The sequence below is a fragment of the Streptococcus parasuis genome, assembly GCF_021654455.1.
Taxonomy (GTDB): Bacteria; Bacillota; Bacilli; order Lactobacillales; family Streptococcaceae; genus Streptococcus; species Streptococcus parasuis.
On sequence record NZ_AP024276.1, the window covers coordinates 1,510,568 to 1,527,307 of the forward strand.

The 16,740-nt window shown below is 40.6% G+C and carries 13 protein-coding genes, 1 tRNA gene and 2 pseudogenes; 4 read left to right on the top strand and 12 right to left on the bottom strand.

What is annotated here, in order from left to right; translation table 11 throughout:
- Positions 1–352: 352 nt before the first annotated feature.
- Both L6410_RS07585 and L6410_RS07590 read right to left on the bottom strand, forming a co-directional pair.
- Positions 353–2,092, bottom strand: coding sequence for an ABC transporter ATP-binding protein (locus L6410_RS07585; protein ID WP_172025238.1), 1,740 nt, complete (start codon positions 2,090–2,092; stop codon positions 353–355).
- Positions 2,092–3,819: an ABC transporter ATP-binding protein gene (locus tag L6410_RS07590; RefSeq protein ID WP_237395254.1), complete on the bottom strand. Its 1,728-nt coding sequence runs from the start codon at positions 3,817–3,819 to the stop codon at positions 2,092–2,094. The genes L6410_RS07585 and L6410_RS07590 overlap by 1 nt, the downstream gene beginning before the upstream one ends.
- 436 nt (positions 3,820–4,255) lie before the next feature.
- On the opposite strand from L6410_RS07590, the pseudogene L6410_RS07595 reads away from it, so the two are divergent.
- Positions 4,256–4,483, top strand: a pseudogene (locus L6410_RS07595) (tyrosine-type recombinase/integrase); the annotation flags it as partial.
- A 135-nt stretch (positions 4,484–4,618) separates the two neighbouring features.
- Positions 4,619–5,957: pseudogene (locus L6410_RS07600) on the top strand (IS1182 family transposase); the annotation flags it as partial.
- A 144-nt stretch (positions 5,958–6,101) separates the two neighbouring features.
- Here L6410_RS07600 and L6410_RS07605 read toward each other — a convergent pair.
- Positions 6,102–6,174, bottom strand: a tRNA-Thr gene (locus tag L6410_RS07605).
- 196 nt (positions 6,175–6,370) lie between these two features.
- Between L6410_RS07605 and L6410_RS07610 the strand changes: the two genes are divergently transcribed.
- On the top strand, positions 6,371–6,832 hold the full coding sequence (locus L6410_RS07610; protein WP_160864609.1) for a FeoA family protein: 462 nt from the start codon (positions 6,371–6,373) through the stop codon (positions 6,830–6,832).
- Between the two features lie 8 nt (positions 6,833–6,840).
- Positions 6,841–8,991, top strand: a complete 2,151-nt coding sequence (gene feoB / locus L6410_RS07615) for a ferrous iron transport protein B (RefSeq protein ID WP_237395255.1) — start codon at positions 6,841–6,843, stop codon at positions 8,989–8,991.
- 241 nt (positions 8,992–9,232) lie between these two features.
- Here the strand turns inward: feoB and L6410_RS07620 are convergent, their stop codons facing one another.
- The 9 genes from L6410_RS07620 to L6410_RS07660 all read right to left on the bottom strand — a co-directional run bounded on the left by L6410_RS07620 (position 9,233) and on the right by L6410_RS07660 (position 16,612).
- Positions 9,233–9,670 carry a GNAT family N-acetyltransferase gene (locus L6410_RS07620; RefSeq protein WP_237395256.1) on the bottom strand — a complete coding sequence of 146 codons (438 nt, stop codon included), beginning with the start codon at positions 9,668–9,670 and terminating at the stop codon, positions 9,233–9,235.
- A gap of 58 nt (positions 9,671–9,728) precedes the next feature.
- Positions 9,729–10,751 carry a PhoH family protein gene (locus L6410_RS07625; RefSeq protein WP_237395257.1) on the bottom strand — a complete coding sequence of 341 codons (1,023 nt, stop codon included), beginning with the start codon at positions 10,749–10,751 and terminating at the stop codon, positions 9,729–9,731.
- Positions 10,752–10,829: 78 nt separating this feature from the next.
- Positions 10,830–11,045 carry a YozE family protein gene (locus L6410_RS07630; protein ID WP_009910192.1) on the bottom strand — a complete coding sequence of 72 codons (216 nt, stop codon included), beginning with the start codon at positions 11,043–11,045 and terminating at the stop codon, positions 10,830–10,832.
- A gap of 5 nt (positions 11,046–11,050) precedes the next feature.
- A complete protein-coding gene (locus tag L6410_RS07635; RefSeq protein WP_023369741.1) occupies positions 11,051–11,506 on the bottom strand; it encodes a DUF1801 domain-containing protein in 456 nt (151 codons plus the stop codon).
- A 9-nt stretch (positions 11,507–11,515) separates the two neighbouring features.
- A complete protein-coding gene (locus L6410_RS07640) occupies positions 11,516–12,436 on the bottom strand; it encodes a 2-dehydropantoate 2-reductase (protein ID WP_237395258.1) in 921 nt (306 codons plus the stop codon).
- 9 nt (positions 12,437–12,445) lie between these two features.
- Positions 12,446–13,300, bottom strand: a complete 855-nt coding sequence (gene cvfB, locus L6410_RS07645; protein WP_172040100.1) for an RNA-binding virulence regulatory protein CvfB — start codon at positions 13,298–13,300, stop codon at positions 12,446–12,448.
- A gap of 129 nt (positions 13,301–13,429) precedes the next feature.
- Entirely contained in the window at positions 13,430–13,987 is a 558-nt protein-coding gene (gene frr / locus L6410_RS07650) for a ribosome recycling factor (RefSeq protein ID WP_024391695.1), read from the bottom strand.
- Positions 13,988–14,050: 63 nt separating this feature from the next.
- Positions 14,051–14,782 carry a UMP kinase gene (pyrH, locus tag L6410_RS07655; RefSeq protein ID WP_172019247.1) on the bottom strand — a complete coding sequence of 244 codons (732 nt, stop codon included), beginning with the start codon at positions 14,780–14,782 and terminating at the stop codon, positions 14,051–14,053.
- A gap of 189 nt (positions 14,783–14,971) precedes the next feature.
- On the bottom strand, positions 14,972–16,612 hold the full coding sequence (locus L6410_RS07660; protein WP_237396763.1) for a putative polysaccharide biosynthesis protein: 1,641 nt from the start codon (positions 16,610–16,612) through the stop codon (positions 14,972–14,974).
- Positions 16,613–16,740 lie beyond the last annotated feature (128 nt).

The following is a 16,740-nucleotide window of genomic DNA, read 5'->3' on the forward strand; positions in this document are numbered from 1 at the left end:
AAAAACAGTATAAAACCCTTGTTTTAAAAGCCTTTTTCCATATAATTTTTTTCATTAAGCAATGTAATTTTATCGGATTGTCTAATAATTCAAATCATAATATTGATAAAAAATTATTAAACCATTTATCATTCCAATCTGTTTTTCATTTTAGGTTGTCACTTTTATAAAAAAATGATTCAAAAAAAATCCAGTTGTTCCGAACTGGATTTCATAATGTAGACACACTTTGATATTTCGAGTTGTATGACAATTCTTTCATAGTTGAATGAATAAACATATTTGGGTTACCGATAAGAATCTAAATGTCCCCCTCGACTGGTTGTCTTTGCCAACTAAAGATTTTTAGTCCTTACACCCTTGCTTGAATCTCATGCATTTGAGCATAGGTACCACCAAACGCAATCAAATCTTCGTGTTTGCCATGCTCAATGATTCGACCTTGATCCAAGACAAGGATTTGATCTGCATTTTGAATGGTAGAGAGTCGGTGCGCAATGATAAAGGTTGTTCGGCCTTCTTTCACCACTTCCATGGCATGTTGGATAATTTCTTCTGTCTCCGTATCAATATGAGAAGTTGCTTCATCTAATATCAGAATTTTAGGATCAGAGTAGAGTGTCCGAGCAAAGGCAATCAGCTGGCGCTCTCCACTTGAAAAGGCCGCTCCCTTCTCAACTACAGGTTCATCAATCCCTTTCTCTAAACGAGATAGCATCGGCCCTGCTCCAACTTTTTCCAAGGCTTGCAAAATTCGTTTTTTGTCTGCTGTTTCCTCATTCATGGAAACATTACTTGCAATGGTTCCTGTAAAGAGATAGGGATCTTGTAAAACAATCCCCATGTGACTACGCAGGCTTTCACGAGAATAGTCACGAATATTTTTTCCATCAATCAATACGCGACCCGCCTGTGGATCATAGAAACGATAGAGGAGGTTCATAATCGATGACTTTCCAGAACCCGTATGTCCCACCAAAGCAACTGTTTCACCTTTTTCAGCCCGAATGGAAATATCTCTCAAAACTGGTTTATTTTCTTCATAACTAAAATTCACATTTTCAAACACGACTTGACCTTGATCTACTTCCAAATCATGCTCGCTATCAGGTTCCGCCTCTTCTTCTAAAAGAGCCATTAAACGCTTACCAGTTTCAAAAGAACGAAGCATATTTGGAAATTGCTGAACCAAGGCACCTAATGCGATGAAGACGCCCTCAATATAGTTTACATAAACAAAGAGTCTCCCGGCTGTAACTCCAGGATGGCCCTTGAGAAATTGATAACCAACTACTGTCAAAATCCCTGTAATCACTAAATTTTGTAAGAAGCCACTCAAATTCCAAGTTGCAAGAGACTGAGCCCATATCATCTTGTTGTCTGCACGACGCATCTTGTCAGCAGTCGCTTCAAACTCTTGCATACTTCTTTCTTCTTGTCCAAAGAGTTGAATCAAACTAGCACCGTTCATGGTTTCATTTACCTGAGTATTCACATCACTCCTGGCATCATAGAAGTCCTTCATGGGCTTGTCAGTCATTTTTTTATAAGCAAATTGAATCCCAATATATAGAGGAATCAGCAGCAACATCAGCCAGCCCAAACTACGATTCATGTAGAAAAGAACAGCATATGTAAATACCAGTCGAACGATATTGTTAAAGGCATAAACTAAGGTACCATAAAATTGAGTTCGCAGTGTCTCAGTATCATTGACAATTCTAGTTGCAATCTTCCCTGCTGGTTTATCATCAAAATATGAAATAGGCAACCGCTGCATCACATCATAGGCTTGATTTCTCAGATTCTCTGCAATCCGATTGGCACAATGCATGAGCAAGCGCATGGACAGGTAAAAACCAATGGCTCCTAGGACTGTCATCCCCATATATTGAGCTGACTGAGTCAAAAAAACAGTTTCATTAAATGGAAAACCCTTGCTCAAATCTGTAATCGGCCCATCGATAGCCTGCTGAATCAACAGAGGAGCCAATCGAACCAGGGTTGAAGCTAGTAAATAGAAAGCTACTGCTACAATAAATAGCCATTTGACGCGTTTGATTTGTTTTAATAAAAATCCTAAAATAGTCATTACTCTCCTCCTTCCTGGCTTTGTTGTCGCTGGTATTGTTCATAATACCAACCTTTTTGGGCAAGCAAATCAGCGGGACGCCCTTCTTCAACGATACGGCCCTCATCCAGAACCAACACCCAATCAGCATGGTTGACAGCAGATAGACGATGGGTCACGATGACATTAGTTTTGCCTGCACGTTCTTTTTGAATATTTTGGATAATCTGGCGTTCTGTCCGAGCATCCACTGCCGACAAAGAATCATCTAGGATTAGCAAATCTGGTTTCCGTAAGAATGCACGCGCAATAGAAATCCGTTGCTTTTGACCACCCGAAATAGATACCCCACGCTCACCTATCATGGTGTTTAGACCATCACTCATCCGTTTTAAATCTTGATCAAATGCAGCCGTAACAATGGCTTGTTCAATCTCTTCAGAACTACTATCTACTTTGCCGAGCGCAATATTTTCTCCGACTGATTTAGAAAAGAGAATGTGTTCTTGCGGGACATAACCAATTTTTTCTTCAAGGCTAGCACGTTTATAGTCCAATACTGTTTGATCATTAATGGTGAAATCACCCTGACCAACAGGATATTGACGCAGGAATTGGCGGACTAAGGTCGTCTTTCCAGAACCTGTTTTTCCGACGATTCCAACGGTCTGTCCAGCTAGTAGGGTCCAATTAATGTCCTGAAGGCTGGCTCTTTCCGACTGTGGATATTGGAAGCTGTAATCCTTGAAAGCAATACTCGCCAGCTCTCCTATTTCCTTAGACCCATCCACCTCCAAATCATCACCTGTCTCTATTAGCTCTTGCAATTTTTCGAAAGACGTCTTGCCAGTTTGATAAACAAGGATAAAATCTGCCAGTGTCCAGAAGGGCTCTAAGAGCGAACTGACATAGAGTTGCAGTGCAATGACTTGTCCGAGTGTTAATTGACCTGTCTTCACGGCCTGTGCTCCCATTACAAGTACTAGAATCGTAGATAAACCTAAACAGACAGTCGCTAGAGGATTATATAAAGATTGAAGTGAGGTGATACGATCACCACCTTGTGCTAATTGTTTGGTGCGTGCTTGGAATTGAGCTTTTTGAGTCGCTTTCTTACTATAAGCCCTCGTCACTCGAATCCCTTCAATGACTTCCAAAACTTCATTATTGAGTTGAGCTACAGCGTCCCTATTCGCGTCAATCGCCTTATCTTGTTTTCTTCCGATAAAAAATATACAAAGCGTCATGAACAGCATCGGAAGCAAAGCAACCGTAGAAATCTTCCAGTCAATGAAGAACATGGTTGGAATGATAAAAGCTAGCATGCCACCTGCATAGACGACAATCATGAGACCGTAACCGACCATCTCCATCAAGCCATCCACATCCGTTGAAAAACGGGTCATTACATCTCCTGAGCGAAATTTCTCATAGAATGGTGTTCGCATAGTGACCAACTTTTTGAATGCCCGTTGTTGCATATCAAACTTGAAGTTAACGGAAGCCTGAAATAGTTTAAGGTGCCAAATAAATGCCATAGCATAGTTCAGCAAGGTCACGAGCAACAAGAGCGTCATATCCTGAACTAAAATTGCTTGCGTTAATTCATTTTTGGTCAGTATATCAACCATCCGTTGAATCATTTGCGTCGGTACCAAAAGCGTGGCATCATAAATAATCAAGGTCACGGCAACCAATAAATAGAGCCACTTATGACGCTTGATATAATCAAAAATTAATCGAAACATATATCTCCTTTACAAATCTCCAGCCTGTCATTTGTCACCACATCAAGGGATGGTAAACGAACAGACTTCACCTTTCTAAGCGCACAAAAAAGCCCAGGGAAGCATTTTACTCCTCCTAGGCTTGCTTTAGTCCACAAAAATAGACCCGTTGTTTTTCAAAAATCACTCAATAAGTCCATAAACCTATCTAGCTGAACCACCGTTCAACCTCTACTCTTCATTGAGACCACACTCATGAATGATTTCTAAAATCTGTTTTCCCGCTTAGAAAGGAGTATATGATAAAAAATAGCTTGTTTGACGACAAGGTTCTTGTTCATTTGTTTTACTCCTTTCAGCTTTCTATCCACTATTTTAACACAATAAACATATATGTCAAGGGATTTTGTGATAAAATATACCCTATTTATCCCCTATTTAAAAAAATTGCTTTTAGAAAATTGTTGGGCAAAATGTCCATATACACTCATTAAGACATACTTATGCTTCATACTTGATTACCAAAGGTGTTGAGTTGATTTCCATTTCCCAGTTGTTAGGGTATGAGAATTTAAACATCACACTCAAAGTCTACGCTCACCAACTTGAATCATTAAAAGAGAAGAGTAATGAAAAAATCAAAAAGATATTTGAAAAATTTGGGGCAGATTTGGGGCAGACATAACAAAAACCCTTGTGTTTCAAGGGTTTTTCAGAATGAAGACAAAGTCGTTAGAATTATATTTCTAACGGCTTTTTCATATGTAAAGTAGTATAATAGAGATAGGAATACTAGCTAATAAGCAGAGGGAGAATCGCTATGTTACACAAAGAAAATCCAGACTACAATCGCGGTCAATTTGGTTTCTACAGTTTAGATGACCTTGTTCCTCAAGATCATCTCCTTCGTCAAATAGAGGAAGCTATTGACTTCTCCTTTATCTATGACTTAGTCGCAGATAGCTATAGCGATGATACAGGGCGTCCTAGTCTTGACCCTATTCTGCTCATTAAAATTCCAATCCTTCAATGCCTCTTCGGTATTCGCTCCATGCGTCAAACCATTAAGGAAATTGAAGTCAACACTGCCTATCGTTGGTTTCTTGGTCTTCGACTGGATGATAAGGTGCCTCATTTCACTACCTACGGAAAGAATTATGTCCGTCGTTTCCAAGATAGACAGGTCATTGAAGGCATTTTCACCCATATCTTAGGTCTCTGTGTCAATGCAGGATTCATAGATCCGACAGAAATTTTCATTGACGGTACCCATATCAAAGCTGCGGCGAATAATCGCAAATTCATCAATCGTGAAGTTGAAAAGCAAGCCAAGTTTATGAGTGAGCAGTTAGAGATTGAAATCAATAGAGATAGAGAAAAGCATGCAAAAAAGCCGCTAGGGCCCGCAAAAGAGGAGGGGCCCGTCGCTAAGAAAATTTCTACAACCGACCCAGAAAGTGGTTGGTTTCATAAAGGGGACCATAAGGAAGTATTTGCCTACACAGCTCAGGTGGCTTGTGACAAGTATGGTTGGGCTCTGGCTTATAGCGTTGAGGCTGGCAATGTCCATGACAGTCAGGCCTTTCCTGCACTCTTCGCCAAGCTCCAGCCCTTTCAACCTAGCTTTCTCATTGCCGATTCTGGCTATAAGACCCCTAGTATCGCTCACTTCCTTCTGGAACAAGAGATTACTCCTGTTTTTCCTTACACTCGTCCGAAAGGGAAGAAGGGAAAACTGCGCTCGAAGGATTTTGTTTACGATGAATACTATGACTGTTATATCTGTCCTGAGAATCAAGTCTTAACCTATCGCACTACAATCAGGGAAGGTTATCGGGAATATAAGAGTGATCCAGCTATCTGTGCTAGTTGTCCACTTCTATCAATTTGTACAGAAAGCAAGAACAAGCAGAAAGTGGTAACTCGACACATTTGGAAAGAGGCTTTAGAAACCTGTGAAGAGATTCGGCACAGGAAAGGTATGAAGGAGCTCTACCAGAAGCGCAAAGAAACCATTGAACGCCTCTTTGGGACAGCCAAAGAGTACCACAATCTTCGTTATACAAGAGAGAAAGGCAAGTCCAAAATGGAAGATAAGGTTGGACTGACTTTGGCGTGTTTAAATCTCAAGAAATTGGTAAAAATGAGGGCAGGGAAGCCTTTTTATATTGTACAAATAGTCACGATTCTGGCAAAAAGACTGACTATCAGACCAATAAACAGAAAAAGACAAACATCAGTCGAGATGTTTGTCTTCATTCTGCAAAAACCCTTGTGTTTCAAGGGTTTTTCAGGTTATTTTATGCTAGTTGCCGGGATTGAACCGGCGACCTCATCCTTACCATGGATGCGCTCTACCGACTGAGCTAAACCAGCGTACTTGATTAGTATATCATACCTCCAAAAAATGTCAATGGATTTTTATAAAAATAATTAAGAACTAACTTCTCAAAATAAGCCCGTGAACAAAATATTTTCAAGTATCATTAAAACTAACATATATCTAAAAATTATCTGACATTTTTAAGTATTTGTGTTATACTATTGTTATAAAAATCACAAAGGATGCTTAATGAACATGCAAACACTGCAAATTGGACAAATTTATCTTGTAAAGGACATTCAATTACAAGAAGATGTTCGCAAACATTTGAACCATCTTGGGTTAAAGATAGGACAAGAAATTCGAATCATTTCAAAAACAAAGGACAATGCAATCATCCTGGTCAAAGCCAGTCGTTTAGCCTTGGATCAATCTGTTCTCAATAGCTTGGTTTTAGAAGAAAAATCAGAACAAGAGCAATCCTTGGCCCTATCAGATCTTCCAATTGGTAGCAGTGCTAAAGTTATTGAAATCTGTGCGACAGGCGCCCTACGCCGTCGCCTCATGGATATGGGTATAACGAAACATACACAACTTCTTCTAAAAAATGTTGCTCCATTAGGCGACCCATTAGAAATAACACTTCGTGGCTACCAATTAACTCTCCGGAAATCGGAAGCACAAATGATTCTCGTTCAAGTTGAAAGCTAGGTGAATACATGAATAAACAGATAGCCTTAGTGGGTAATCCAAACAGTGGAAAGACCACCCTTTTCAACCTCCTGACAGGAACCAACCAACGAGTTGGAAATTGGCCAGGAGTAACGGTTGAAAGAAAATCAGGAAACATAAAAAAACGATCACACTTGGATCTGCAAGATCTTCCCGGAATTTATTCCCTCTCACCCTACACTTCCGAAGAGATGGTTGCTAGAGACTACCTCCTAACTGCTCAACCAGCAGCCATTTTAAATGTTGTAGATGCAACGAATCTGGAACGGAATCTATATCTAACTCTCCAATTACTCGAGATGGGGATCCCAACCGTTATTGCACTGAATATGACCGATACTTTGAAACAACAGGGACGGAGTATTAAAGTAGATCAGTTATCTCACCAGCTAGGTTGCCCCATTCAATCAATTAGTGCATTAAAAAAGATGGGTATCCCTCAACTGCTCAGCGAAGTTGAAAGAACGAGCACCCAATCTAGCACACCTTATTTTCCGCAATATGAGAAACAATTTGAGGCAGCTATCGCTCAAGTGATTGAATTGTTACCTCAAACAATCCCTACTACACAACAACGCTTTTATGCTATCAAGGCTTTAGAACAAGATTCAGACATTTTACATCAACTCAATTTCGGAGAAACTGAAAAAGCAGATTTATCTGAAATTATCATGATTTTGGAGAAAATCTATTCGGATGATATCGAAGCCATAATTGTCAACCAGCGATACCAATTCATTGAAACCATTTCGAGCTCCGTCCAAGAAGAAATTAGAAACGGCCTTAATATTTCTGATAAAGTGGACCAAATTGTAACCAACCGCTTTCTCGCACTTCCTATTTTTGCACTCGTTATGTGGCTAACCTACTTTCTTGCTATCCAAACCGTAGGAACTATTGGGACTGACTGGGTCAACGATGTATTGTTTGGCCAATTTGTTCCAGATATTATTCAAAATCTTCTTGATACCTTTGAAATTGCTGGCTGGTTACAATCTTTAGTACTTGATGGAATTGTAGCTGGTTGTGGGGCTATACTCGGCTTTGTGCCACAGATTTTTGTACTCTTCTTCTGTCTAGGAATCTTAGAAGATATTGGATACATGAGTCGCATTGCCTTTGTCATGGACCGAATTTTTAGACGTTTTGGCCTATCAGGTAAATCCTTTATCCCGATGCTGATTGCTACAGGATGTGGTGTTCCTGGAGTAATGGCTAGTCGGACAATTGAGAATGAACAAGATAGAAAAATCACTATTATGACAGCTACTTTTATGCCTTGTTCAGCCAAACTTCCGATTATTTCACTCGTTGCAGGTGCTTTTTTCCCTGGCAACCCTTGGATTGCACCCAGCGCATATTTCATCGGTATGGGAGCCATTATTCTTTCTGGTTTGGCATTGAAAAAAACAAAGCAACTCGGTGGCTTGGCGAGTCCATTTATCATGGAATTGCCCTCCTACCATCTTCCGCAAATTCAAACTGTTCTTCGTTATTCTTCCGATAAGGCAATAAGCTTTATCAAACGTGCGGGAACCATTATCTTCGTAACCAATATCATCATTTGGTTTGCTAGTTCATACAGCTGGGCTTTGGCACCAGTCGAGACAAATCAAAGTATCCTGGCTTCAATCGGCCATGGTTTTGCCTTTTTCTTCCAACCACTTGGTTTTGGGAACTGGAAAGCTACAATCGCAGCGATTACTGGCCTCCTAGCTAAAGAGACAGTCATTGCTAGTTTTGGTATTCTCTACAAACTGGGAGAAACTTCCGAGAGCAGTCGTGAATTGTGGACATTGCTCCAGCAAGATTATTCCGCTTTATCCGCCTACTCATTTCTCATTTTTAACTTGCTCTGTGCACCATGCTTTGCTGCTATTGGAGCCATACACCGTGAGATGGGAAATGCAAAATGGACCTGGATTGCTGTAGGTTTCCAAACAGGACTAGCCTATGCTGTCAGCCTCATCATTTATCAATTAGGAGCTGTTTTTCTCTACCATCATCAACCAACTATTTGGACCGGTATTGCACTGATTTTACTATCTGCAATGGTGTATAGTATCGTTCGAAAACCTGCTTCCGCCTTACCTATCGTCACTCTAAAAAACCTTCAAAAGGAGCAAATGAATGGCTAACTTCATCCTGATATCACTCATTGTTGTATTGTTCATCCTAGCTATCCGTAGCTTGGTCAAAAGTAAAGGTGCCTGCAATGATTGTTCTTGTGACTGTGCTATCAAACAAGAAATTTCTCATCAACATGATCCACAACATTCTAAAATCTCATAAGCTTTACCTTTAAAAAAATTTCCATTTTTAACTGTCAGACAGATAAAAACTGCCTTATTTTCTTTATGTGAAATAGGCAGTTTTTTATTAGTATTCATCTAAAGCATATTCTGCTAAGACGATTGTTTTTCCAGCCAACTCTTTGACCTCACCAGTTGGACAAAATCCAACTTTGGACCAAAAATGACTGGCCTGAGGATTGCTTTCTACATAACCTAGACGCACCTTTTTGAAGTGAGTTGCTAACCGAGGCAGGAGCTCCGCTATGACCTTTGAGCCAAGACCCTGACCAGCCAACCTTGAATCCACCATAAAAAGTCCGATATAGGCAAGCTCTGCAGTCGGATAACCGTCTATTAGGTCCAGCACAGCAAGGAGCTGGTCCTTATCCCAAAATCCTAGAAAATATTTATCTGATAACTCCTTACCTGGCGGACACTCAACAAGGTCATTTGCTAAACTTTCCATACTAGGTAAAGGTGGAAAATGCTCAAAATAGAGGGTCTTGGCCTGGTAGAGTGCCAAGACCTACTCCAAGTCGGCGTCTGCTAACTTTCGTACTTGATAATGATTTGAAAATTGACTAATCTTCATCCTCTTCGCTCCGACTAGGCTCCCCAATCGTTTCAAAACTTGCTCGACTAGCAGCTGCCCGAGCCTCCTCTTCATAGGCATTGATAATCTGGGCAACAACTGGATGGCGAACCACATCCTTGGCTGAAAAATGTACGAAATCAATCTGCGGAATTTTGCTCAGTTTCTCTGTCGCATCAATTAAACCTGACTTAACCTTGCGTGGCAGGTCAATCTGACTAATATCCCCATTGACAATCATCTTGGAATTAAAGCCCAGACGGGTCAGGAACATCTTCATCTGCATAATGGTCGTATTTTGCGCCTCATCCAAGATGACAAAGGCATCTTCCAAGGTCCGCCCCCGCATATAGGCCAACGGTGCAATCTCGATGATTTCCCGCTCCATTAGGCGCGTGGTCTGCTCCTTGCCCAAAATCTGGTAGAGGGCATCATAGACAGGACGCAAATAGGGGTCTACTTTTTCTTTTAAGTCCCCTGGCAAAAAGCCTAAACTTTCGCCTGCTTCTACCGCAGGACGTGTCAGAACAATCCGCTTGACCTGTCCCCGCTTGAGGGCTGTTACAGCTAGAGTAACCGCCAAGAAGGTCTTACCTGTACCAGCAGGACCGATTCCAAACACGATGTCATGACGCTTTACGCTGTCCACGTAGAGTTTTTGTCCAAGGGTCTTCACGCGAATGGGTTTTCCGTAGTTGTCCTTGATAATCTCTTCTTCATAGAGGGCAACGAATTTCTCAATCTCATCATTTTTTGCCATGGAAATAGCTGTGACCACATCTGGCGTATTGATAACCAAACCACGACTCACCAAGACAAGGAGAGACTGGATAACAAGACGCGCCTGTTCTACATGTTCTTCCTGTCCAATCACCTGCACTTTTTCCGTACGGGCATGAATAACCACACCTAGTTCCTGTTCCATCAATCTCAGATGGCGTTCATTCGAACCAAATAGGCTAAACGAATCATCTGGATGCTTGAGTTGAATATCAATTGAATGTTCTAGCAAGAGTTGCTCCTTTTCCTGTGCTTTTCTCTATTATAACAAAAATAGCCCAAACAGGGCTATTTTGTACTATTTTATCCATCAATGTCCCAAATAATCTTCCCAAATCGCATCAAAATCAGACATGGAAAAGGCAAAACTGGCCGATTCCTCCAAAAAACGACTGACTTCATCGAAATTATCTGATTGCTTAGGAAAATCAGATTCATCAAAGGCATAATCTGCCAAGATAGCTACTGGTTCATTACTTTTCGGGTTGCGCTGGGTCATCAACCAAGAATAAAAACTTCTTCTCACTACATCTACTTTCTATGATTTTTTTCGTAGAGCTCTATATAGCGCTCCATAGACATCTTACTAACTAATTCCCCTATCAATTCATAAGGAATATTCTTGGGATTTTTCATACGAACACAGGACTTGCCCATATCCAGTTTGGTAGGCACCTGTGCTTGATAAGCAGCAACGAACCAATCATTCAATTCTTGGTCCATATAGATTCCCATGTGGTAGAGGGCGATGTGTGCCTTTTGTGATGCCAAGGCAAGGAAAGGCAGGGGCTCTCCTGGTGTGCAATGATAACCATCAGGGTAGGCAGTAAGCGGCACATAATAGTTAATCATACCTCCCAAGATGCCTACTTCAAAACCAGCTGGTAACTGTTCCACAATCACTTGATGGAGCCGTTCAACCGCTTCCTTCCGATTCTCAGGCAAGGCAGCCATATATTCTTCAATCGTTTCCACTTCAATCAGCATGACTTTCTCCTATCTCAACCCCAGCATACTTTCCTTGGCGTGAACCATGTCTGTTATCATCTGACAGTATGGCGTAGTGATGCCTGCTCGCTTGCCTTTGAATACAACTGCTCCATTCAGATAATCAATTTCTGTCTTTCGACCATGTTGGACCAAATCCTGATGCATAGATGGATAGTGATTAGAAGCCTTCTTCGAAGCATCAATAACATATTTCCAAATAGCTTCTTCGTCAATTCCATCTGCCTCAGATTTAGCAACAGCTATAAATTCTTTGAAAATCCCCTGTACTAGATTCAGTCCAGCCTCCGTACCAAATAATTCACCAATTGTACAGTCTAAAATGGTACAAGTTGGATTCATCACACCATTGACACAGGCTTTCTGCCAAATAGCACTGACAACATGATTGTCATAGGTCACATTTAGCCCAGCTTCATTCAGCATTTCAATAATATCCGCAACTGATTGCTCATCACCAAGAATATGCTGAACAGACATAGAACCCGGACCTTCTAAGTGTGCATGTCCAGGACCCTTTAGACCCGCCAACCACATGGTCACCCCAACCATGATACTTTCATCTGGCACGTACCGACGCATGGTCGTCGCATGCCCCAAACCATTCAAGAGACTCAAAACCTTGGTAGTTGGACCGATAATCGGCTTAATATCCCGCAACATCTTTGGCAACTGATCAGCCTTTGTCAATAGAATGATAAAATCTGCTTCTCTCGTTGCTTCGGTCGGTTTCATGATAGGTAAGTGTACAGTTTCCTCTACATCTCCAGTCACTTTCAAGCCGTTTTCTCGAATCGCTTCGATATGCTCTTCCCAATTATCCAACAAAATCACTTCATGTTTTGTCTTAGACAATTGATAACCAAAACGACACCCCATTGCCCCACTACCAGCAATATAAACTAGCATAGACGCCCCCTACACCAACTCTGTTCCCAAAGAATCCTGTTTAATTTTTCCAGCCTTCATCAGACCTCCAAGAGCTTTTTTGAATTGCCCTTTGGAAATACCAAAGGTGGCCTTGATGTCTTCCGGAGCAGACTTATCGTTCAAGGTCATGAAGCCTCCATTGCTTTCCAGATAAGTCAATATCATCTGGGCATCATTTTCCAGCATCTCAAATGAACGTGGCTTGAGAGACAGGTTCAAGGTTCGATCAACTGCACGGTAGCCGATGACACGAGCCTCCAAAACCTGACCCAGACGTGGTTCCGCAAATCGTTCACTTGGGTGGATAAAACCAAGCATGTTGTTGTCTGGCAAATAAACAAAAGTACCATTCATTTTCAAACGGTAGACAATCGCTCGCAGAGTTTGGTTTTGCATATTGTCATAAGCAGGTCCAGCCATTTTCTGAAAATCTTCCTGAAAAGCTGGTAAAGCCCAAATGCGGTCCTTCTTATCGACGTCTAATTTAACGTACAACTGATCCCCTTTTTTCGGCCAGAGTTCCTTGATTTCAGGCAAAATGTCTAAGGAAACAACCACTTGCTTGTCTGGCAGACCTGTATCCACAAAGACACCCAAATCCTTACGTACCTCTGTGACAGTTCCCCAACCAAAGCTGGTACGAGTCGCCCCAACATCCTTTGTTGTCAAACGGAGTTTTTGTTTCATATCGGTATAGGCAAATCCCTTAAGAGATTGACCTAGACTATGTTCTCCTTCATCCTTAGAAAGAGCAAAGGTTCTACCCTCTTTTTGGACAAAGTAAAACTGATCGTTTTCGTCAGTCACTAAACCAACGATATACTGTGCTAATAAATCATTCATGATTTTCTTCTTTCTGATTAAAAAAGGGGGAGTCTGTCTAACTCCCCTCCATTAGATTTCTTATTGATACATCACTGGAAGTTAGACAGCCCAGTGATAATCTGTTTTTGAAGCCTAAAAACGTGTCGATTAAACTTCCAACAATTCTTTTTCTTTGTCGGCAGTCATTTTATCAATTGTTTTGATAGCATCATCTGTTACTTTTTGAATATCTTTTTCAAGTGACTTCAATTCGTCTTCAGTGATTTCTTTTGCTTTTTCAGCTTTTTTAGCATCATCCATAGCATCACGACGGATATTGCGGATAGCAACTTTAGAGTTCTCACCCACTTTTTTCACATCCTTCGCTAAATTCTTACGAGTTTCCTCAGTAAGGGCAGGAATAACCAAACGGATAACAGTACCGTCAGACTGTGGTGTCAAACCAAGGTCAGATGCGTTCAAAGCACGCTCAATATCTTTTAATATTGACTTGTCGAATGGTGTAATCAATAGAACACGCGCTTCTGGCACTGTAATACCAGCCAACTGGTTCAATGGTGTTGGAGAACCGTAGTACTCAACTGAAATACGGTCCAACAAGCTAGCATTTGCACGACCAGCACGAATGTGGCTAAATTCACGCGCCAAACTCTGATGAGATTGGTTCATGCGCTCTTGCGCTTTAGCAATAATTTCTTTAGACATAAAACTTCCTTCTTTTTTTATTTTCCTATTGAATAGATGAAAGTTGAACTCAATTTCAATCTATTATTTTTCTGCAGTATAATTTGAAACAGTTGTCCCAATCGGTTCACCAAAGACAACGCGCTTGATGTTCCCTGGTTCATTCATATTAAAGACAACCAAATCAATGTCATTGTCCATTGAAAGTGTTGAAGCAGTCGCATCCATAATTTTAAGACCACGACTAATCACTTCACGGTGGGTTAATTCATTAAATTTAACAGCATTGGCATCTTTCTTCGGATCAGCGTTATACACACCATCCACACCATTTTTAGCCATCAAAATTGCATCTGCTTCAATTTCAGCAGCTCGAAGGGCAGCTGTTGTATCGGTTGAGAAGTATGGAGAACCAATACCTGCACCAAAGATAACAATACGACCTTTTTCCAAATGACGGAGCGCACGACCACGAATATACGGCTCAGCAACCGACTGCATGGCAATGGCGGTTTGTACACGTGTATCTACACCAAGTTGTTTAAGGGAATCCGCCATTACAAGGGCGTTCATAACAGTTCCAAGCATTCCAGTATAGTCAGCCTGAACTCGATCCATGCCCGCCTCAGCAGCAGGTTCTCCACGCCATAAGTTACCGCCACCAATTACAAGGGCAATTTGAATACCTGATTCTGCAACTTCCTGGATTTCCTTTGCCATTTCTTGAACAGTTTTCAAGTCAATGCCGACACCACGTTCCCCGGCCAAGGCCTCTCCAGACAGTTTTATTAGAATGCGTTCGTATTTAGGTTTCATTCTCTTACTCCTCTTTTTTATCCCTACTATTCTACCATAAATTCAATTTTTTTAATACTGAAATCTCCAAGAAAAAAGAAAATCCATCATGAATTTTCTTTCCTTTTATTACGTACTAGCCTATCTTTACTGTAAACTATCAGAATCAATGATTCCGCAATACCAGCCAGATTAACCCTCTCGAAGACCCTATCCCAGCCGTAACTTTCTACGTAAAGATTGTGCTCTACCACCGATTAGGCGGTCTAACTGACGCGTCTTTAATGTCAATAGACCGAAAACAATAATACCAGCACCACCAGCAATCACTAGATGGATAAAGCTAGAAACATATCCATTTGCTGGAAGAACGATATCTAGAAGGAACTCGATAACCCAGACAACCAAGCCCATCACCGCGGAAATCCAACTAATTGTCACAATATCCTTCACTACTATTTGTTCATCAATATCTAGTATCTTATCAATTCGTTTATAAAAGAGATACAGCATAATGCCTAAACCAAAAATTGTTGAAATAAAGCTGCCATAAACTTTGAAAAGATACATCATTGGTACTTGTAAAACAATTTTCACAAGCATACCAATCAAGAAATAATAAATTCCATGTCTGTTTTCAAAGATTGATTGAATAACAACGCTAATGACTGAATACATGCCCAAAGGAAGAATCATAAAAAGATTCCAAATAAACAAGGTAATCGCAATGTCCTCCGACGGGCCATAGAAAACAGAATATAGAGGACGAGCCAGCAACACAGTTCCCACAATAGCTGGAATTGTAAAAATGAAAAGAAGTTGTAAATTATCAGCTACTAGATGCGAAGCGGCTTTCAAATCCTTTTGAACAAATTTTTCAGTTATCAAAGGAATGGCCACGCTTCCTAAACTCTGGGAAATACCAATAATCATCATAGTAATTTTGTTCGGATTTGCGGCCAAATATGAATACAGTTCCAATAATTCTGAATTGGAATAGGTTGTAATCCGCTCCATCACATTAATAAAGGTAACCTGATCAATAAATTGCAACAATTGAATGGTTAAACCTAAAATAATAATCGGAATAGCATCCTTTACAGTTTCTCTGATTAACTGACCAGTATGGATAGATATTTTCTGCTTTTTCGCATGAATCAATCTTCCTAAGTAACCTTGTTTCCATAAAGCATAGACTAATATTGCAACACTGGCAATCATACCAACAAAGGCAGCAAAAGTAGATTGGACAACCGCATCAAGGTAATTCCCATTACCTAGTTTCATGATAATAAAGGTCGCTGCTAAAATCCAAATAACACGGACCAACTGTTCTGCGAGCTGACTAATCGCATAGGGCTTCATATCATGACGACCTTGGAAAAAACCACGAAGAATGCTCATAGCCGGGAAAATAAATAAGGGCGGTACGAGACTATACATGACCGGAATCAATTTTTCCCTTGAGCCAGATGCTTCTGCTAACCACGGTGAGCTGATATACATGATCCCAGCAAATACCGCTCCAAAGATCAGCATAATTTTGAAGAACTCTCTTACCAGATAGAGAGAAACATCTTCCTTACCAAGAACATTATATTTTGCAACTTGCTTAGCAATCGCTACAGGTAAACCTACTGTTGAAATCAATAAAAAATTTGCATAAATTTGATAGCCCATACTAAAAAGAGCATTCGCTTCTGCTCGGTATTCTCCTAGCCAAATATACCAAGGGATTACATAAGCTACCCCCAGTAAACGACTTAGAATATTACCTGCAGTCAACCAAGCTAATCCTTTAGCCATTGTAGCCTGTTCTTTTGACTGCTGTATTTCAACTTTTTCAGACATATTCACTAATCTTTCCATATAAGTATCAATTTTATTCCCTCAAAAATCCACATTAGCCACTGCTTTTCTTTAAAATTCAAGAGAGTCTAACCCTTTCATTATAAACTTTTATGATACCAAAGTAAAAG

Bases quoted from the DNA above. Each gene is read 5' to 3' on its own strand.
- L6410_RS07585 (WP_172025238.1), bottom strand. From the start codon at position 2,092: ATGACTATTTTAGGATTTTTATTAAAACAAATCAAACGCGTCAAATGG.
- L6410_RS07590 (WP_237395254.1), bottom strand. From the start codon at position 3,819: ATGTTTCGATTAATTTTTGATTATATCAAGCGTCATAAGTGGCTCTAT.
- L6410_RS07610 (WP_160864609.1), top strand. From the start codon at position 6,371: ATGAACATGCAAACACTGCAAATTGGACAAATTTATCTTGTAAAGGAC.
- feoB (WP_237395255.1), top strand. From the start codon at position 6,841: ATGAATAAACAGATAGCCTTAGTGGGTAATCCAAACAGTGGAAAGACC.
- L6410_RS07635 (WP_023369741.1), bottom strand. From the start codon at position 11,506: ATGCTGATTGAAGTGGAAACGATTGAAGAATATATGGCTGCCTTGCCT.
- L6410_RS07640 (WP_237395258.1), bottom strand. From the start codon at position 12,436: ATGCTAGTTTATATTGCTGGTAGTGGGGCAATGGGGTGTCGTTTTGGT.
- cvfB (WP_172040100.1), bottom strand. From the start codon at position 13,300: ATGAATGATTTATTAGCACAGTATATCGTTGGTTTAGTGACTGACGAA.
- frr (WP_024391695.1), bottom strand. From the start codon at position 13,987: ATGTCTAAAGAAATTATTGCTAAAGCGCAAGAGCGCATGAACCAATCT.
- pyrH (WP_172019247.1), bottom strand. From the start codon at position 14,782: ATGAAACCTAAATACGAACGCATTCTAATAAAACTGTCTGGAGAGGCC.
- L6410_RS07660 (WP_237396763.1), bottom strand. From the start codon at position 16,612: ATGTCTGAAAAAGTTGAAATACAGCAGTCAAAAGAACAGGCTACAATG.